General features: G+C 61.6%; 19 protein-coding genes and 1 pseudogene. 9 read left to right on the forward strand and 11 right to left on the reverse strand.

The window, feature by feature from the left end:
• Positions 1-179: 179 nt before the first annotated feature.
• The 10 genes from KA354_23565 to KA354_23610 all read right to left on the reverse strand — a co-directional run bounded on the left by KA354_23565 (position 180) and on the right by KA354_23610 (position 7,814).
• Positions 180-512, reverse strand: a complete 333-nt coding sequence (locus tag KA354_23565) for a hypothetical protein (protein MBP7937631.1) — start codon at positions 510-512, stop codon at positions 180-182.
• Between the two features lie 13 nt (positions 513-525).
• Positions 526-1,236, reverse strand: coding sequence for a flavodoxin family protein (locus KA354_23570; protein ID MBP7937632.1), 711 nt, complete (start codon positions 1,234-1,236; stop codon positions 526-528).
• 502 nt (positions 1,237-1,738) lie between these two features.
• Positions 1,739-2,440 carry a cytochrome C biogenesis protein gene (locus KA354_23575; GenBank protein MBP7937633.1) on the reverse strand — a complete coding sequence of 234 codons (702 nt, stop codon included), beginning with the start codon at positions 2,438-2,440 and terminating at the stop codon, positions 1,739-1,741.
• The gene (locus tag KA354_23580) at positions 2,437-3,807 is read right to left on the reverse strand and encodes a hypothetical protein (protein ID MBP7937634.1); all 1,371 of its coding nucleotides are present in this window, start codon (positions 3,805-3,807) and stop codon (positions 2,437-2,439) included. Before KA354_23580 ends, KA354_23575 begins: the two co-directional genes overlap by 4 nt.
• A 72-nt stretch (positions 3,808-3,879) precedes the next feature.
• The gene (locus KA354_23585) at positions 3,880-4,308 is read right to left on the reverse strand and encodes a thioredoxin family protein (protein ID MBP7937635.1); all 429 of its coding nucleotides are present in this window, start codon (positions 4,306-4,308) and stop codon (positions 3,880-3,882) included.
• Between the two features lie 93 nt (positions 4,309-4,401).
• Complete coding sequence (locus tag KA354_23590; GenBank protein ID MBP7937636.1) at positions 4,402-5,097, reverse strand: hypothetical protein; 696 nt, start codon at positions 5,095-5,097, stop codon at positions 4,402-4,404.
• 60 nt (positions 5,098-5,157) lie between these two features.
• Positions 5,158-5,400, reverse strand: coding sequence for a TM0996/MTH895 family glutaredoxin-like protein (locus KA354_23595; GenBank protein MBP7937637.1), 243 nt, complete (start codon positions 5,398-5,400; stop codon positions 5,158-5,160).
• A 13-nt stretch (positions 5,401-5,413) separates the two neighbouring features.
• Entirely contained in the window at positions 5,414-5,791 is a 378-nt protein-coding gene (locus KA354_23600) for a putative zinc-binding protein (protein MBP7937638.1), read from the reverse strand.
• A 13-nt stretch (positions 5,792-5,804) separates the two neighbouring features.
• The gene (locus KA354_23605; protein MBP7937639.1) at positions 5,805-7,340 is read right to left on the reverse strand and encodes a permease; all 1,536 of its coding nucleotides are present in this window, start codon (positions 7,338-7,340) and stop codon (positions 5,805-5,807) included.
• A gap of 150 nt (positions 7,341-7,490) precedes the next feature.
• Complete coding sequence (locus tag KA354_23610) at positions 7,491-7,814, reverse strand: winged helix-turn-helix transcriptional regulator (protein MBP7937640.1); 324 nt, start codon at positions 7,812-7,814, stop codon at positions 7,491-7,493.
• A gap of 517 nt (positions 7,815-8,331) precedes the next feature.
• Here KA354_23610 and KA354_23615 point away from each other — a divergent pair.
• The 5 genes from KA354_23615 to KA354_23635 are packed head-to-tail and all read left to right on the forward strand — an operon-like array spanning position 8,332 to position 11,575.
• Positions 8,332-8,694: a winged helix-turn-helix transcriptional regulator gene (locus tag KA354_23615; protein MBP7937641.1), complete on the forward strand. Its 363-nt coding sequence runs from the start codon at positions 8,332-8,334 to the stop codon at positions 8,692-8,694.
• A complete protein-coding gene (locus KA354_23620; protein MBP7937642.1) occupies positions 8,679-9,119 on the forward strand; it encodes an arsenate reductase ArsC in 441 nt (146 codons plus the stop codon). The genes KA354_23615 and KA354_23620 overlap by 16 nt, the downstream gene beginning before the upstream one ends.
• A 2-nt stretch (positions 9,120-9,121) precedes the next feature.
• Positions 9,122-10,024, forward strand: a complete 903-nt coding sequence (arsM, locus tag KA354_23625; GenBank protein ID MBP7937643.1) for an arsenite methyltransferase — start codon at positions 9,122-9,124, stop codon at positions 10,022-10,024.
• Between the two features lie 54 nt (positions 10,025-10,078).
• Positions 10,079-11,173: an ACR3 family arsenite efflux transporter gene (gene arsB / locus KA354_23630; protein MBP7937644.1), complete on the forward strand. Its 1,095-nt coding sequence runs from the start codon at positions 10,079-10,081 to the stop codon at positions 11,171-11,173.
• A 24-nt stretch (positions 11,174-11,197) separates the two neighbouring features.
• On the forward strand, positions 11,198-11,575 hold the full coding sequence (locus KA354_23635) for a hypothetical protein (GenBank protein ID MBP7937645.1): 378 nt from the start codon (positions 11,198-11,200) through the stop codon (positions 11,573-11,575).
• A gap of 92 nt (positions 11,576-11,667) precedes the next feature.
• Here KA354_23635 and KA354_23640 read toward each other — a convergent pair whose 3' ends face one another.
• Positions 11,668-12,846: a hypothetical protein gene (locus KA354_23640; protein ID MBP7937646.1), complete on the reverse strand. Its 1,179-nt coding sequence runs from the start codon at positions 12,844-12,846 to the stop codon at positions 11,668-11,670.
• A gap of 435 nt (positions 12,847-13,281) precedes the next feature.
• Here KA354_23640 and KA354_23645 point away from each other — a divergent pair, with 435 nt between their 5' ends.
• The 4 genes and pseudogenes from KA354_23645 to istB all read left to right on the forward strand — a co-directional run bounded on the left by KA354_23645 (position 13,282) and on the right by istB (position 17,012).
• Positions 13,282-14,013: a site-specific integrase gene (locus tag KA354_23645; GenBank protein ID MBP7937647.1), complete on the forward strand. Its 732-nt coding sequence runs from the start codon at positions 13,282-13,284 to the stop codon at positions 14,011-14,013.
• Between the two features lie 932 nt (positions 14,014-14,945).
• Entirely contained in the window at positions 14,946-15,131 is a 186-nt protein-coding gene (locus KA354_23650) for a hypothetical protein (GenBank protein ID MBP7937648.1), read from the forward strand.
• Positions 15,128-16,114: pseudogene (locus KA354_23655) on the forward strand (hypothetical protein). Before KA354_23650 ends, KA354_23655 begins: the two are co-directional and overlap by 4 nt.
• Positions 16,115-16,244: 130 nt before the next feature.
• Positions 16,245-17,012, forward strand: coding sequence for an IS21-like element helper ATPase IstB (gene istB / locus KA354_23660; GenBank protein ID MBP7937649.1), 768 nt, complete (start codon positions 16,245-16,247; stop codon positions 17,010-17,012).
• Positions 17,013-17,300: the final 288 nt, after the last annotated feature.

Consider the following 17,300-nt stretch of genomic DNA (forward strand, 5'->3'; position numbering starts at 1 on the left):
GATCAGCCGACGCATCGCCGCCGACATGCAGCGGGAGGCCCAGACGATCGGACGAACCCAAACCACCCGGTCACTCCACGAAAACCGGAACCGATGCCAAGTGGCCCGGTATTGATGCTACAGAGACAATAATCATGACTGTTTGCCAGGCGGCGTTTGAGAGCACGCCCGGTGGATTCTCACTCCTTGTTCACCCGGATGACGATATCCTTCGGCAAGGCCAGTCCGGCCGCCACCTGCATGGCCTTGAACAGGCCCACGGGGACAGCACATCCGCTACAGCAGCCGGTCAACACCGAGCGTGCCGCCTGCATGAGCGCGCTTCCCGGCTCAGGCCCGATTTCCTGGAAGGCATCGAAGGGGCCCTGCGTCTTCAAGAGATCACCGAGCTGGTCAATCTTCTCGCAGTCGCTCTGGATCTCGAACGATACGTTCTGATCGTCCAGACTAACTGCCGACGCTTTCGTATGAAATCCGCAGACGCCGGCGTCAATCTCGACAGTCGCCTTCATGGTGATCCTCGTGCTACCCGGCCCGCCCGATGCGAACGGCCACTTCCGCCACGCGGCGTCCGAGGTTCCTGGCCGTGGACAGGCCGAATTCGTCACCGCTGATATCGTCCTTGCCGTTGTTGAGCAGCGTCCCGCCGATGTGAGCGGTGGGCCTGCCGTCCCCGACCACGATCATCTCCTGGCACAGCATGGCCGCCAGGACTGATTGAACGGTCAACTCCTGCCCGCCGTTGCGCGCGGCGCCCACGGCCAGCACGCCGCCGACCTTGTTGCCGAGGGCGAAGCTGTTCTTGCGGAAGACCATGCAGCGGTCCAGGAACGCCTTGCACAGCGAACTCATGTTTCCAAAGTAGACCGGGGTGCCCACGATGATGCCGGCCACGTCGGCACCGCTGATCTTTTCGGCGACGGCGGGAAAGTCGTCCTTCTCTCCAGGCTGCAGCGGTACGCCGGCCGCGACATCGCCAGGGATCTTCATGCCGGCCAGTTCGATCAGTTCCACCTCCACGCCCGGCGATGCCGCCTTGGCAGCATCCAGGCAAGCCCGCATGGCCGCCGCGGTCGTCTTGCCTTTGCGGGGGCTACAGCAGACTCCCACGATCTTGAGCTTGCCGCCGGTTGGCCTTTCGGCCGCCTTGGCAGTTCCTACACCTGCGACCGCGCCAGCAGCCACCACTGTCCCGGCCGCTTCCAGAAATCCGCGTCTTGACAAGTCCTGTTTCATCGCATGTCTCCTTGAAAAAGGGTTGTCCTACTGGTCGGCTCGCGACTAATCGCAACCACCGCCCCCAAATCCGCTAAGAGGTACTGGTCATCGAGGCGTGCTGAACATGCACGTGCCCATCCTCCATCTCGTAGATGGTGTCGAAGAGGTCGAGCATGCGGTGATCGTGCGTCTCCCAGACGCGCATGAAGTTCCGTCGTCTCGACCAAGCGGTTGACCGAGGTATCGTCGGCATCATCAGGCAACGAGGGCCAAGGGAAGTCACATCCGCAAGTGGCGACGACACACGCCGCCACGATGAACAAGGGGACATGCTCGTGGTGAATCATGGTAAGCCTCCGTCTCGCTCCAGGCCGTCCTGGTCTGGATTGCTGAGAATCCACTCGCTTCTCGTGGTCAAACAAACACAGCGAATCGTTCTTCTCTCGCCCTTCTTGCCACACCGAGTTCTGCCTTGCGTTCACAGCGGTCTCTTTGCGAAGCCTCACCTCCTCTCGGCAAATCACTGTGCCGTGTACAACAGATACACGCCGCCCAGCAAAACCAGCACACCGCAGATCTTCTTGAGGATCACCGCACCTTTGGATTGTTCGTTCCAGTTCAGATACTTCTGCACCACTTCCGTGGATGTCCCCGCCGCCACAATCATCGAGCAGTGCCCGACACCGTAGGCCAACAGCAGGACCGCCCCGTATAGGGCGCTCGTCGTCGCGACTTTGAAGGTAACAGCCAGGATCGGCGCCATGTATGCGAACGTGCACGGACCCAGCGCGATCCCAAAAACCAGCCCGAGAATGAAGGCGGCCAGTGCGCCCTTACGCTTCATCTGAACCTGACCAGGGCCGGAGAACGGCATGGGGATCACGTCCAGGAGGACGAGGCCAACAAGGAAGAAGATCAGCGCAACAAAGTAATTGCCGTAGCGTCCTACGTCGCCCATCATCCGACCGGCCGCCGCGGTGATGACGCCGATCAGGGCGATAGTGAGCAGTATCCCCACGGCAAACAGCGTGGAGATGCCGAAGGCTCGCCGCGTGGTCATCTGTCCCTGCTGGTCGATGAAGCCGACGATCAGCGGGATGCTCGCCAGGTGACATGGGCTCAGGATGATGCTCAGAATGCCCCAGACGAATGAAGCAGCCAGAGCGATGGCCGGCGTACCTTCGACCGCATGCGTCAGTGTGGTGAAAAGCTGCTCGATCATTTGCACTCCCCGATTTTGCATGCGCCGGCAATCTGCTGGGGTGTCATTTTCATCTTGGCGGCCAGTGCCTGGCCGATGGTGACCATGTGACCGGTCGCGGGCGGATGCTTGTCCAGCCAGGCCTTGAGGTTGGCCTCGTTCACGAAGAAGGCTTGTTTGAAGCAGCCCGTGGAGGCCCAGTTGCCGTCCGGGCCTTTCTTCGCGCCCGCCCAGGCCACGGCCGTTTTGGGCTCTAACGAGGCGACGCTGCCGTTGAGCGTCTGGACGCGGATCGTCTCACCCGTCAGAGCGTCCTTGGCCTCGACCTCGATATCCTTCTGGAGCCGGGCCGCGACGCCGAGCCCACACATGACGCAACAGCCGTACGTACGGGTACTCTCCGCTACCTTCACCAGGCACGCATCTTCCGGGTAGACAGCCCGATCGCAGAATCCACACCGCGCGGCGAGTTCCTTGTTGCGAAGCCCTTCCCAGTTGAGGATGTTGCCAGGGCTCTTCTGCTGCTCTTTCGTCGCCGCTTCCTTGTCCGAGAAGGCCATGACCGTCGGCCGGCCTTTCGGGTCCAGGCCGTAAAGATAGGTCGCTGTCGTTGCTGGGACGAGATTGCCGGACACCGTGTCCGTCGCGCTGGTGATGGCCTCGGCCTTCGCCGGCTCCTTCACGCTGGAGTGGTAGATGAAGAAGCAGTGCGGTGAACACAGGATGATCTGCTCCGTCTGACCCTTGACAACCACCCGCGTCTTAGGGTTTACGTCGCCATCGCACATGAAGCAGACGCTGTCCCTGGACCGCGCATCAGCGACCGCGGGAACCGCGCGTTCAATTGAGGCCGCCGGCTTGCCTGCAAGATCGACACCGAGCTCCTTCCACTTACCGAGGATGTCCTCCTTGGAAAAGAAGCCCTCGTGCCGGAACCGCTCCTTACCCGAGGCGTCGTAGAAGATCTGCGTCGGGATGAGCCGGATCTTGTAGGGGTCTCCGGCTCTCGGGTTTTCCCACACGTCTACGAACTCAACCTCCATCCGTCCCACGAACTCCTTCTTGAGTTCCTCCAGGATGGGGGCCATCTTCTTGCAGGGGATGCATTTGCCTGCGCCGACATCGACCAGCCGAGGCAACTTCTCCCTGGGTGCCGAGGTGTTCCCCGAAGCTGGCTGGCTCGGCGGTGTCGCCTGCGCTCCCAAGATCGCCGCCGTCTGAATGGGGCTGGTATCAGACGACGGCGTCTCCCCTTGGTCGTTGCCGGTCTTAACCCAGAAGACCGCCGCTACGATGGCGATAAGGGCGGCGACGACAACGAACTTGCCGCTCGACGCCACACAGCAGGCTCCCTGAGCCTCCGCCGCGTTCCGATTCTCGTGAGTCATTTCAATATCCTTTCGTGCTCTGCACTACACTCTCGACCGTGGCTGTCGCTCCGACGACGCAATGAGCGGCATTCATGAACGGCTGCCGGGGGCTGGGTCTGCGCTGAGGTCGACACCCAGTTCCTTCCACTTGCCCAGGATGTCCTCTCGACCGTAGAAGCCCTCGTGCCGAAACAACTCCTTGCCCGACGCGTCGTAGAAGATCTGCGTTGGGATCATGCGAATCTGGTAAGGGTAGCCGGCGTCGGGTTTCTCCCAGACGTCGATGAATTCGACTTCCATCCGTCCGGCGAATTCCTTTTTGAGTTCCGCCAGGATGGGAGCCATCCTCTTGCAGGGGATGCATTTGCCGGCCCCAATATCGACCAGCCGCGGCAACGCCTTTTGCGCCGTCGGATCCTGGTCGTTCTGTGCCTCGGCAGGTCGGCTTGCCGAAACCGGTTGCACCTGCGGCTGATCGCCCGTGCGGGCGGCATCCTTGTTCTTCTGCTTGCTCGCCATGATGGCGCCCACAACAATCAGCAGGCCCGCTATGATGCCGATCCTTAAAATCTTGTTCATGATAACCATACTCTCCTGATTGCAGCGCCAAGCCTACATGCCGGATGCACCGCTGAGGAACGAGGACAATTCCGTCCGCACGTATTCGGTAAAACCACCGTAATCACCGACCAACTCCCAGACCGATTTCAGGTTCTTCCACTCGGCTAGTTTCCCATCTCTCATACGAACCAGGACCAGCGACTGAGCAGTCAATTCGTAATCCTTCTCGAAATGCTCGTTCCCTGGTTCTTCGATATTGATCGGGCGCCACTCAATCAGCCCGCCGCCGAGCTCTCCGGCAAAGTGCGTTTCGATCGCCTGGTTGGCCCATTCCTCGATCTGCAGGCAGGTGTGGCAGCGCACCGTTCGATGACAATAGAAAGCGACCACTTCCGGCGAGGTCGCGAACGCCGACGACTCTCCGCTCGGCTGCGAGGCAACCGTTGTTGTGACCCCTGCTGGCTGGGTAGCTGGGCGAGTGGCAGGGGCGGGGCCAGGGGCAGGACTTGGAGAAACCGGCATCAAGCATGTGCCGCACGTTCCGCTCGTCGAACCGGTTCCGGCCCACCAGTGGCTGGTCGCGATCGACCCGCCAAGGACCGCGATACAGGCCATGACGATGGCAATGCGGCCCAACCGTCCCATGCGTGGCCAGTACTGCCACGCGATGAGCAGAATCACTATCAGCAGCGCGGAAATCCACACGCTGATCGGGGAACCGCCGCTACACTGTTGGCAGGGCTGCATTTGTCAGTCAACCTCAGCGAGACCTTCTGGCCCCCACGCGGATAAGAGCCCCAAGGATCGTCACGACATCACGCTGGTCAGCAAAGTAGTAATGTCTGCCTCCGAGAGAACCTTGCCCGCAGACTTAACCTCGCCGTCAATCGCCAAAGCCGGAGTCATCATCACCCCGCGCTTCATGATATCCGCCAGTTGCGTGACCTTGCACACCTCATATTCGATGCCAAGGTTCTTGGCTGCGTTTTCGGCGTTCGCCGCCAGCGTTTTGCACTTTGGGCACCCGGTTCCAAGAATCTCGATTCTCATAAGATATCTCCCATCAGCATCCCGCGGCCGCAAGGGCCTTGACCTTGTCCACGACCTTCTTGGCGTCGCCGATCATGTCCGGCTGAGCGGGCTTCTTCTCGACGCCCAGGTCGGTTGTGACCACGTGCACATCGACGGGAAGGTCCGCCTTCTCCATAACCTTGCGCGCGCAATGATCATCGCATCCGTCGATGACGATGCGCCGGCCGGCCTTGCGGGCCCGATCCATCTTGTCGCCGATGTCGGCGGCCACGGCCGCAATGCAGAAAAGACTCCCGACGCCCTGCTGCATGGCCTGCACCCCGGCCCGATTGGCCACCTGGCCCGAATGGGCCGCCCCGGCGCAGGTGAAGATCAGCGTTTCGCCCGTACTTCCACAACCGCATCCCATAGTACACCTCGTCTCAAGAAACGAGAGAACCGAATATCATCCCCGTGATCGTGGCCATCACCACGACCAGGGACACAAAAACGACCGTCTTGCGCGTGCCCATGATGCTGCGAATCACCAGCATGCTCGGCAGCGAGAGTGCAGGTCCGGCCAACAACAATGACAGAGCGGGCCCCTTGCCCATGCCCGAACCGAGCAGCCCCTGGAGGATCGGCACTTCGGTCAGGGTCGCGAAATACATGAACGCGCCGAAGACGCTTGCGAAAGAGTTCGTCCAAACAGGCCAGACCGGCCGCACGACGGACTCGAAACTTCCGCCACCCCAGCCGGTTACGGCAAAAAACGTATCCGGCTTGTCGCCGACCAGCATCTCGACGTACTTGCTCGGGATGAAGCCTTCGTGGTCCGGCCGACCGAGGAGGAATCCTGCCACCAGCACACCGAAGAATAGCAGTGGCAGGATCTGCTTGGCGAAACTCCAGGTGGCATAGAACCAGTCGCTGGCTTCACCCTTGCTTGTGCTGGTGATCGCTGAGAGGCCGACGACCGCTGCCGTGAACGGGATCATGATCCACAACCCTTGGACAGGCAGGATCATCGCCAGGACAACGGCAGGGGCTGCGGCAGCTAGCACTTTCCACCAGGCCACGTGAAACCAGATGACCAGGATCAGGGCCAGAGCAGCGGCAAAGCCCGCCGTGATAGCCCACTTGGCACCCCAGATCCGCGTCCATGCACCGGCGACGGGCGTCTTCTCAATGACCTGATCGCCGGACAAATGGATCTGTTGCCCTGCCTCCGGACCATCCACGACCTTCAGAGTGTAGGTAATCGGTGACGCCTCGGACGCCTTGACGATCGAGGCATGAAAAGTCTGGCCATCGCCGGTCTTGAAGAGCCAGTCATTGGGTGCACCCCAGTTGGCGAATACGAGAACGCCGATCATCGCGGCGAAGAATGCGGCATTCTGCCACAGCGGTCGCGATACCTGGGGTTCGGGCATGGCCATCTGTCCGTTGGCTTTCTCGATTTCTTCTTTGCGGTAGATGAAGTGCATGATCAGGCCGATTACGACGCTGAACGCAACGGCCCCGACGGCACGGGCAACGCCAAGCTCGAGGCCGAGGATTCTCGCAGTCAGGATAATCGCCAGGACATTGATTGCCGGCCCTGAGTACAGAAAGGCCGAGGCCGGGCCGAGCCCTGCGCCCATGCGGTAGATCCCGGCGAACAGCGGAAGCACCGTACACGAGCAGACCGCAAGAATCGTGCCGGAAACGCTCGCCACACCATACGCGAGCACCTTGTTCGCGCGGGGCCCCAGATACTTCATGACCGATGCCTGGCTGATGAAGACGCCGATGGCCCCGGCAATGAAAAAGGCAGGCACCAGGCAAAGAAGCACATGCTCGCGAGCGTACCACTTGGCCAGATGCAAAGCCTCGCTGATGCCGCCGTTGAACCGCGGCCATTCGACCGGCAGGTAGAAGAACACGAGAAAGACCACAACCATGGCCAGCAACTTCTTCCATTCGGTCTTCCAGTCCATTGATCACTCCGGCGTTCGACGCTGGACACCCCGCCAGCAGGGACGCATTTCCATGGCTATCAGAATGCGTGGCTCTGTCGGCCGCCCACGCTTCAGCTTATTGCTATATGGCCATCCCGCCATAAAGGTCTCAAAAAGAGAGACGGCCATTCACGAACCGAGTGCGGCCGCCTGCGCCTTGAGGTTCTCTTTCAAAACTGCCTCGATGCACCGCCAGAAGCCTTCCAGGCATTTGACCCTCGGGCGGTAGAAGATCGTGGAACCCTCCTTACGGTCATCCACCAGTCCGGCCTGTTTGAGGACGGCCAAGTGCTTGGAGATCGTGGACTGGTCCGCGCCTACCAGCTCCGTTAGTTCGCAGACGCACCATTCCCGGTCCTGAAGTGCTTCCAGGATCAGCAGGCGACTCGGGTGGCCCATCGCCTTGGCCACCCTCGCCCGCGCCTCATAAAAGTGAGCTGGTCGTCTATCCATTGTCATATGGCTATTATACCATATAGGCATGATCTGTCAAGCCCGTTTTTCTGATCGCCCGGAATGGTTTGAGGTGGGAGGCATACACCCCAGCGAACTCGCCTTGTCCAGAACCGACTCCCAGCTATTCTGGGTGGACGGTAAATGGCCTAACCTCATGAATAGGATCGGCCGCGCAAGCGGGTCAACACGCTAAACAGATACGTCAAGGCGGAGCATTACTTTATGTTCTTGAATGGCGAGAGTAAGGGGGGCACCCGGCGTTGCATCAGCATGCCAAGCGGGTACTCAAGCTCGTGGACGGTTCCATCTCGACGAACGGACAGCACGAACAGCGCCCTGCGTGACGCCACGGCGTCTGCCAGTGAGACACAGACAGTGTGGACGAGTCCGGGACCGGACACAACCGAGACGGCTTTCTCCCAGCCGGCATGAAGGTGGAGCGGACTTGACGACCACTGGGAGGCGCACTACACTTCGCTAGTTAGCGAAGTGGCGAAGTCACGAGGAGGCCGTTGTGCGAGAGTTCCTCAACATTACGAAGGCCCTGAGCGATGAGATGCGGGTCCGGGCACTACTTGCTCTTCGCGATGGGGAGCTATGTCTGTGCCAGATCATCGAATTGCTGGATTTGGCTCCCGCAACGGTGTCCAAGCACATGGACCTGCTGGTCCAGGCCGGTCTGGTCGAGCGTCGCAAGGATGGCCGATGGTGCTATTTCCGGCTGGCGAGCGGCCCAGCACGCCCGGTGGTGCGGCGAGCGCTGGAGTGGGCGCTGGGTGTGTTGGCGAATGACCCGGCCATTCGGCGGGACCTCGGGGTCCTGAAGAAGGTGAGATGTATGGATCTCAGGGAGTTGAGCGCATGCTACAAAAACTGAGGGTCCTTATTCTCTGCACGGGCAATTCGGCCCGGTCGCAGATGGCCGAGGGCTTCTGGCGTCGCTTGGGCGGCGATCGTTGGGAGGTGTTCAGTGCGGGCGTTGATCCCAAGGGCGTCAATCCGGTCGCTGTTCAGGTCATGGCCGAAGCTGGCGTGGACATCAGCGCTCAACGCAGCAAAAACGTGACCGAGTTCCACGGCCAGCCGTTTGACCTGGTCGTGACCGTGTGTGACAACGCGGCTGCCGCATGTCCGTCATTCCCGGGTGCCAAATGCCGAGTGCATTGGCCGTTCGAAGATCCCCCGCATCGGCCGGTCGCCGACGAGGCACAGTTGTCAGCCTGGCGACGGGTGCGAGATCGGATCCGGACACGAATAAGCGAGTACCTGCGGCAGCAGCAAGGGGCAGGCGAAGGAGAATGACCATGGCAGACAAGATCACTGAGACAGTTCAGTCGAAGTATGCGGCCGTGGCCGGTGGCGGCCTGTCGAGCCAGCAGGAAGGTGTTCGGCAGGTGGCTCAGGCCTTCGGCTACACGTCGGAGGACTTGGCCAGCATCCCGGCCGAAGCGAATATGGGCTTGTCTTGCGGCAACCCGACGGCGTTTGCGAGCCTCAAACCTGGAGAGACCGTAGTGGACCTGGGCTGCGGGGGCGGGCTGGACGTGCTACTGGCCGCCCCCAAGGTCGGGCTGACGGGCAAGGCCATCGGCATCGACATGACGCCGGAGATGATCGAGCTGGCCCGTAAGAACGCTGCTCGGTCGGCGGGCGGGAAGATGCCCTCGAACGTCGAGTTTCATCTGGCTCAGATCGACAAACTGCCCCTCCCTGATTCATCTGTCGATTGTGTGATCAGCAATTGCGTGATCAACCTCGCACCGGACAAGCGGGCTGTGTTCCGTGAGGTTGCCCGGGTGCTCAAGCCGGGCGGTCGTCTGGCGGTCAGCGACATCGCCCTGAAAAAACCGTTGCCCAAGGAGGTCGCCGAGGATGTGATGGCTTACGTCGGGTGCATCGCCGGGGCGATCCTCATCGCGGATTACGAAGCCGGTTTGCGGGACTCGGGTTTCGCCCATGTCCAGGTGATCGACAGCGGCGCGGATCTGAACGCATACGCGAGGGTCGAGAATTCATCGGGATGCTGCTCGCCAACACTGAGCCTCCCTGTCGCCAATCAGTCCGCCCAATCGAGTTGTTGCGGCTCAAAAGCCGCTGACCCCGGCTCTGGGGACCTGCACAAGGGAATGGCCCAGTTGCTGAGGCGCTACAACGTCAACGATTACGCCGTGAGCGTGAAAGTCTACGCCGTCAAGCCTGGACAATGACCAAGGCAACCTGGTACGAGTGCAGCATCCGATTGGCCAACAGGAGCAAGAGCAATGTCGAGCGGACTGACCAAGAGACTATCCTTCCTGGATCGATACCTGACGCTGTGGATCTTCCTGGCCATGGCGGTCGGCGTGCTGCTGGGATATTTCGCGCCCGGCGTGGGTGACTGGATCGGCTCGCTCCGGCCCGAGGGTACCCAGACCAGCATTCCCATCGCCCTCGGCCTGATCCTCATGATGTATCCCCCGCTGGCCAAAGTAAAGTACGAGGAGTTGGGCGATGTCTTCCGCAACTTCAAGGTTCTGGGCCTGTCGCTACTTCAGAACTGGGTCATCGGGCCTATCCTGATGTTCCTCTTGGCTATCGCTTTCCTTCGCGGGCAACCGGAGTTCATGATTGGTCTGATCATGATCGGTCTGGCGCGGTGCATCGCGATGGTCATCGTCTGGAACGATCTGGCCAAGGGCGATACGGAGTACGCTGCCGGCCTCGTGGCATTCAACTCGATCTTCCAGGTCCTGTTCTACAGCGTATACGCGTGGCTGTTCATCACTGTCCTGCCGCCGTTGCTGGGACTGAAAGGAGCGGACACATCCGGGATCACCATCGGCCAGATCGCCGAGAGTGTATTTATCTACCTGGGAGTCCCATTCCTGGCCGGCATGCTGACTCGTCTTGTGCTGGTCAAGACCAAGGGCAAGGAGTGGTACCATGGAAAGTTGATTCCGAAGATTTCGCCGATTACGTTGATTGCCCTGCTGTTCACCATCGTGGTGATGTTCTCCATGCAGGGCCAGAAGATCATCTCGAAGCCCGGCGACGTTCTGCTGATCGCCGTGCCGCTGCTGATCTACTTCGTCGTGATGTTCCTGGTCAGTTTCTGGATGGGCAAGAAAGCCGGCGCCGGCTACGCAAAGTCTGCAACTCTGTCTTTTACCGCCGCCAGCAACAACTTCGAGCTAGCCATCGCGGTGGCGGTCGGCGTCTTCGGCATCAACCACGGGGCGGCCTTCGCGGCAGTCATCGGGCCGCTAGTCGAGGTGCCCGTCCTGATCAGCCTGGTCAACGTCGCCTTCTACTTCCGACGTAGGTACTTCGCGGATGAGGGAAACCGGGAGTCAGTGGCCGCATCCTCCTTGGTCTGAGGAGTCGGCCAGTGGGGATACACCATGATAGATAAAGGTTCACTCTGCGGTAGCGGTAAATCGGTGAGAGCCGCCGCGCGCGTGGGCTACAGCCGCATTGCGAAGAAAGGGGTATTTGCGGCCGGACGGCCCCTGCTCCGACCGGTCCCGGAGTCCATCCGCGGGACGGTTAACGCCCTTGTTGGATGTGTCGCGGGTGCAGTGCTGGTCGAGGAGCATGAGGCCATGGTTCGGGCGGCCGGCATGCAACAGATCGAGGTCGTGCGCAAACGGGAGTACATCGCGGCGCTCGGTCAGTTCGAAGATCCGCTGTATCGCAAGATCACCGAGGCGCTCCCGCCCGGCACAACGGCCGCCGATTTTATTACCAGCATCGATGTCAAGGCGTGTAAGAATGAATAAAAACAGTCGTGGCATCGTCCGAACCGCACCAACCGCCCAAGGCCGGGCCTAGCGGACGTGATGCCCGAGATCCATGCTTTCGGTCGCCGGCATCACGGCCGGTTCTGTCTCATGGACGGTTGAACGAGTGTAAGCGTGCGCGCAGCCGTCTGGGAAGGCTCCCGAGCGAAGTGACTCCCCGCCAACGCAATTACGCTCGGGAGTATGTCCGCCAGCCTCGCAGGCTTCTGCTGCCGCTCGCACTGGTGCTCAAAGGCGGGTCGGGCGTAACGCCCACCAAGCGTGTGACGCGCCCGGTCCTCGTCGCCGAGAGTCAGAACCCGCCACAGCCCGCGTCGCACTATCTCCGCGAATAACCCCGGCGCATTACGTTTCGCAACGACCAATGCATGGGTAGCTGCCCCGAAGAACTTGAGCCTATCAGCCTCGCCGCCATCCACGTAACCCGCATCGCGGGCCTGTTCGTGCAGAACCGCCAACCGGCCAGGATCAGTCAGGTCCGCCTGCACAACATGCCGCAGGTTCGGAGCGGAAAGCGCGCTGGCCGCCGCACAAAGCCCAGCAACCGTCGGCGACGGTTTCTGGTCGTTCATCTTCCGAAGGAGTTCCGGTTTCTTCTCTGGGGGTGGTGAAACGAGACGGGCTTTGCTCCACGGCGGTGGCAAACGGCGACGTTGTGCCGTACCCGGTCCCCAGGCCAAGTTGACCGTCACCAAGAAGCCGTGCCGGTTCAAGAACCACTGAGAACGACGTTCTACTTTCAGAAGGCCGTCGGCTACCAAGGCTTTCCGAGCGGCCTTCACGTTCCGTACGTCGACCCCAAACGTCTCCCCCAGCCATGACGCCTTGCAAGTTCCGGTGGGCCGGCATGTGCCGTTGCGATAGTACAGGCAACGTAGCAGATGACCGAGCACCGTCGCCACCACGACCCTGTTGCCGTCTTTCGCCAGCCAGCGGAGCACCCTTCTCGGCACCGGAACCCTGCGGGAGTGGTTGGCCACCTGTTCCAGCACGGCCGAGAAGGTGCCGCTCTCGCCACCCGGCAAGCTCGGCAAGGAATGCCCGATCTCCAACGCAGATGGCGACCACACCAGCAACCCAATACGATGAAGCCGGCTGATCGACCGACGAACGGCACCCTCCGTGGTGCTACCCACCATGACCGTGAGTTCCCGCACCGTGTATTGCGGGAAACGCCCTTGTTGAAGGCCGCATCGCCTCGCTATCGCCTCGAAACAGGCCAGCCATACCCGGAGGTCCAACCAGCTCATGATCCCCTGCCTATAGGCCCACCACGCGCTCAGTAGGGCCGTCCCTGAGATGAACACGAACCCGCCGACGGGCTTTCTCCAACCATCCCTGTCGGCAGCTTCGACACATCGACCTTTTTGCATACCACAAACCGTGTTTGGGCGGACACTTCCGCGGGCGTCCGCGATACCCGGAGAACGCGTCAGGATGACACTGGGCTATAGACGAAGGTCGAGGGCAAGAAGTGAATTGACAAAGGGGATAGAACTGCGCTACGGTGACGTTGCCACACGAAACCGTCGCGGCGGTGTCCCCCAGCGGTCCTGCCTGCGACCATCGCCGAGAGCGGCGACCCTGCGGTCGCCGTCTCGCGCCCTGTTTTTCCTCGCTTCTCAGAATCGACCGATCCAAGTAGCTGATGCGACGGTCTCATCCTCTACAACCCGTTCGACCGCATGACCGGGGGGCTCAAGCCCGTCGAAAAAAACTGGCACTACGTCAGCCTGGAGGAGTTCTACAAGCTGCTGGCGGCTTGCCCCAACCAGGGCTGGCGGACGTTTCTGGGGCTCTGCCGGCTGGCCGGTCTCCGGCAGGGCGAGGCCTTGTCGCTCCCGTGGCGTGATGTGGACTGGGAGACTAATCGCCTGAGCGTGTGGGGGAACAAAACCAAACGCCGGCGGATCGTGCCCATCGCCCCCGAACTTCTTCCCATCCTCCGCGACGCGTTCGAGCACGCCCCGGAGGGCGAGGCGTTGGTCGTGTTCGGCGTCGTGGCCCAGAATGTCTGGCGCGACTTCGGCGTCATCCGGAAGAGGGCCGGCGTGCCGAAGTTCCCTCGCTGGTGCCACACGCTCCGGAAGAATCGTGAGCGCGATTGGATGGACGCGGGCTTCGCCTTCCACGTGGTTGTCGAGTGGATGGGTCACTCCGACGAGGTTGCCCGCCAGCACTACCTACGGGTGGACGAACGCGACCTAAGCGCCGCAACTCACAGTCTGATCGGGACGAAAGTGACGCAACTCGGGGTTTCTGAGCCTCAGGAGCCCAAGCAGCCGGATTCACAACCTTCTGCGGATCAAGGAGTTGAAGAAACAGCGGGCGATCGGATTCGAACCGACGACGTCCAGCTTGGGAAATCGCTTCTAATTGCCTGCCGAAAAGCACAGGAAACCCAGAGCTCGCAGTAGCTTAGCGCGATCCGACTCCTTTTGTCATGGCCGTCCTGAAAGTACAGTGATCTGGCCGGCGTGAAGATGTCGTTTTCTTCGGCGGGTCTTCTTCTTCCTGGTATTCTTCGACTGGGTCTTCTTCCCTCCGGGCGCGCAGCTGTTTTCTTCCCCTGGGTTTTCTTCGGGCTACTCCTGACTGGGGTCTCGACGCTATCGGAGCCAACATGGGCGGTTTGTCCGGGAGCCGCCCATGACCCCAACCCGACGACGTAAGTGCCGCCACTGCGGCCAGCTATACGAGCCCGACCCGCGCAACCGTTACCACCAGAGATACTGCAGCCAGCCGGCTTGCCGCCAGGCGAGCAAGGCCGCCAGCCAGCGGCGTTGGCGGGTTTCGCCCAAGGGGAAGGACTACTTCCGCGGGTCGGCCAACCGCCAGCGGGTGAAGGCCTGGCGGCAGGCCCATCCGGGCTACTGGCGGAAGCCGGGCCAGACGTCTCGCGCGTTACAAGATCACTGCGCACCACAAGTCCTGGTCCCACCAGAAGATAAGTCCACCTTAGATTCCCGCGCGTTACAAGAGATCATCCGCACGCAAGGTCTGGCCCTGACCGGACTTGTCGCCCAGTTAACCGGCAGCGCGTTACAAGACAACATCGCTTCGACCACCCACCGGCTGATACGCTTGGGCCGGGAGATTCAGGGACCCGCAAGCGGGAGACCGGCCGATGGCGGTGTTCAAGCGTGTGCTGTGCCCGGAGCGATTGCGGCAGGTGCCGCCGCAGTTCAGTTGGATCGACCATCGGCTGGTTCGGGATAGGCACATCGCCGGCCGATCGGCCGAGGCCCTGGCCTTGTACCTATTCCTGGTGGCCGTGGCCGACGGCCAGGGACTCAGCTACTACTCCGACGCCGGTATCGGCAAGCTGCTGCCGCTGGATGGGCCGACCCTGGCCCGGGCTCGTGAGGAACTGATCCGGGCCCGGCTGATCGCTTACGAACGGCCTCTCTACCAAGTCCTTTCTTTGGACAAGTTCGCCACGGCGAATCTCGCCGGAGGCGGACCCGCCGGCCCGAGGGGCGGTGCGCCGCAAAGCCTCGGCGAGATCCTCCGACAGATGAGGCTTCCGACATGATCGACTACGAGCTGTACTCCAAGATCAAGGACTATCATGACCACCGTCACCTGACCGTGGCCCAGATCGCCCGCGAACTGCACCTGGATGCTCGGACCGTCGCCCAGTGGGTGGCGGCCGAGAAGTTCCGGCCGCGTAAGCTGCCCCCCAGGCCCAGCAAGCTGGATCCCTACAAGCCGCAGATCGTCCGCTGGCTGGAGAGTCAGGCGCATGAAAAAGGGCGCGCAGAGAATGCCGTGGGATACGTCAAGAAGAACTTCCTGGCCGGGCTGGAGCTGAGCGACTTCGCCTGGGTTAACCCGGCCGTTCGTCAATGGCTGGACACGGTGGCCAACGTGCGGATCCACGGCAGCACCCACCGGCCGCCGGCGGAGCTGTTCCAGATCGAGAAGCCGCGGCTCAAACCCCTGTCTCTTCAACCGTACGATGTCGGGGTCATCCAGTCCGTGCGGGCCAGCCGCCAGTTCCGCGTGAGGGTGGACACCAACACCTATTCGGTGCCCGCCGAATACGCCGGGGCGGCGTTGACCCTCAAGCTCTACCCGGACCATCTGTGCCTCTACCATCAGGACAAGCTGATCGCCCGGCACGTCCGCTGCTACGACCGGAGGCGGGACTTCGAGGATCCCGATCACCCCAGGGCTCTGCTCCAACAGCGCCGCCGGGCCCGGGACCAGAAGCTGCTGCAGCGGCTTCTGTCCCTGACGCCCAAGGCCGAGCGGTTCTATCAAGGGCTCGCTGAGCGGCGACTCAACATCCTGCATCATATTCGCCAGATCGTCGCCCTGGCGGAGATCTACGGAGCGGAAAAAACCGCCCGGGCCATCGAGGATGCCCTCGAGTTCCAGGCCTTCAGTTGCGAATACATCGCCAATCTGCTCGAGCAGCGGCAACGTATCCTGCCGGAGCCGGGAGCGTTGCACCTGACCCGCCGGCAGGACCTGCTGGACCTGGAACTGCCCGAGCCCAACCTGGGGCTCTACGACACCCACGAAACCTCGCCAGCACCGCCGACCCAGGCCCCGCCGGAGGCTTCGCCAAGGCGAGAGCCCGATGTGATCTCAAGTTCGGCTGCCGAGGGCGAAGACCCGAAACCGATTCCCGGAGAAAACCATGAGCCGCCGCAAGACCAGTGTCGCGAGCCCGGATGATGACCTGCGCCGACAACTGCAGCTTCTCAAACTGCCGTACCTGCTGGAGCACTTCGAGGAACTGGCCCACAAGGCCGGCTCGGAGCAGTGGTCCCACGTGGAGTTCCTGGCCCGCCTGATCGAGGGCGAGGCCGCCCTGCGTCAGGACCGGGCCCGCCAGCGGCGGATCAAACAAGCCCGCTTCCCGGTGCTCAAGACACTCGAACAATTCGACTTCACCTGGCCGACGAAGATCAACCGGCTGGCCGTCCAGAACCTCTTTCGCCTGAAGTTCCTCGAGGACCAGGCCAACGCGATTCTTGTCGGTGGGGTTGGCCTGGGAAAAACGCACACCGCCATCGCCTTGGGTCTGGCCGCCTGCCAGGCGGGCTATCGCGTCCGCTTCGCCACCGCCATCGACATCATCAACGGCCTCCTGGCTGCCCAGAATGCCGGACGCTTGGTTAAGGAACTGAAGGCCTACACCCGCCCCGAGCTTTTGATCATCGACGAACTCGGGTATCTGCCCATCGACAAGCGCGGGGCCGACCTGCTCTTCCAGATCATCAGTCAACGCTACGAACGCGGCTCCATCGTGCTGACCACCAACAAGGCCTACAAGCACTGGCCGTCGATGTTCAACAACGACAGCACCCTGACCTCGGCCATCCTCGACCGCGTCCTCCACCACGCCGAAACCATCGTCATCGAAGGCAAAAGCTACCGCATGAAGGACCGCATCGAGCCCTGACTCCACCCCAGACACGCCATCCTCGTGGCTACCCTCCCCGTGCCAACAGACCACCCGCCCCCCCCACAGCATATTCAAACCGGCCGATTGACAGCATTTTCACGCCGGCGGCGACACCTTTCACAAGGCTTCGCGTTTCATCGCGTTTTTTTCTACGGCGGCAAAGCCCGCTTGAGGCTTTCTGGAGAATTGGCCGATAGGGATGGGTGGAGCTTCAAGCGAGGAGGGCCACGGATGGCCAGGACTCAATCCCGCCCGAAGGCACCGGTAGAGAAGGCGCTTCACACC

Source organism: Phycisphaerae bacterium, assembly GCA_018003015.1.
Classification (GTDB): Bacteria; Planctomycetota; Phycisphaerae; order UBA1845; family PWPN01; genus JAGNEZ01.

Bases quoted from the DNA above. Each gene is read 5' to 3' on its own strand.
- KA354_23565 (MBP7937631.1), bottom strand. From the start codon at position 512: ATGAAGGCGACTGTCGAGATTGACGCCGGCGTCTGCGGATTTCATACG.
- KA354_23570 (MBP7937632.1), bottom strand. From the start codon at position 1,236: ATGAAACAGGACTTGTCAAGACGCGGATTTCTGGAAGCGGCCGGGACA.
- KA354_23575 (MBP7937633.1), bottom strand. From the start codon at position 2,440: ATGATCGAGCAGCTTTTCACCACACTGACGCATGCGGTCGAAGGTACG.
- KA354_23580 (MBP7937634.1), bottom strand. From the start codon at position 3,807: ATGACTCACGAGAATCGGAACGCGGCGGAGGCTCAGGGAGCCTGCTGT.
- KA354_23585 (MBP7937635.1), bottom strand. From the start codon at position 4,308: ATGGCGAGCAAGCAGAAGAACAAGGATGCCGCCCGCACGGGCGATCAG.
- KA354_23590 (MBP7937636.1), bottom strand. From the start codon at position 5,097: ATGCAGCCCTGCCAACAGTGTAGCGGCGGTTCCCCGATCAGCGTGTGG.
- KA354_23595 (MBP7937637.1), bottom strand. From the start codon at position 5,400: ATGAGAATCGAGATTCTTGGAACCGGGTGCCCAAAGTGCAAAACGCTG.
- KA354_23600 (MBP7937638.1), bottom strand. From the start codon at position 5,791: ATGGGATGCGGTTGTGGAAGTACGGGCGAAACGCTGATCTTCACCTGC.
- KA354_23605 (MBP7937639.1), bottom strand. From the start codon at position 7,340: ATGGACTGGAAGACCGAATGGAAGAAGTTGCTGGCCATGGTTGTGGTC.
- KA354_23610 (MBP7937640.1), bottom strand. From the start codon at position 7,814: ATGGATAGACGACCAGCTCACTTTTATGAGGCGCGGGCGAGGGTGGCC.
- KA354_23620 (MBP7937642.1), top strand. From the start codon at position 8,679: ATGCTACAAAAACTGAGGGTCCTTATTCTCTGCACGGGCAATTCGGCC.
- arsM (MBP7937643.1), top strand. From the start codon at position 9,122: ATGGCAGACAAGATCACTGAGACAGTTCAGTCGAAGTATGCGGCCGTG.
- arsB (MBP7937644.1), top strand. From the start codon at position 10,079: ATGTCGAGCGGACTGACCAAGAGACTATCCTTCCTGGATCGATACCTG.
- KA354_23635 (MBP7937645.1), top strand. From the start codon at position 11,198: ATGATAGATAAAGGTTCACTCTGCGGTAGCGGTAAATCGGTGAGAGCC.
- KA354_23640 (MBP7937646.1), bottom strand. From the start codon at position 12,846: ATGAGCTGGTTGGACCTCCGGGTATGGCTGGCCTGTTTCGAGGCGATA.
- KA354_23645 (MBP7937647.1), top strand. From the start codon at position 13,282: ATGACCGGGGGGCTCAAGCCCGTCGAAAAAAACTGGCACTACGTCAGC.
- istB (MBP7937649.1), top strand. From the start codon at position 16,245: ATGAGCCGCCGCAAGACCAGTGTCGCGAGCCCGGATGATGACCTGCGC.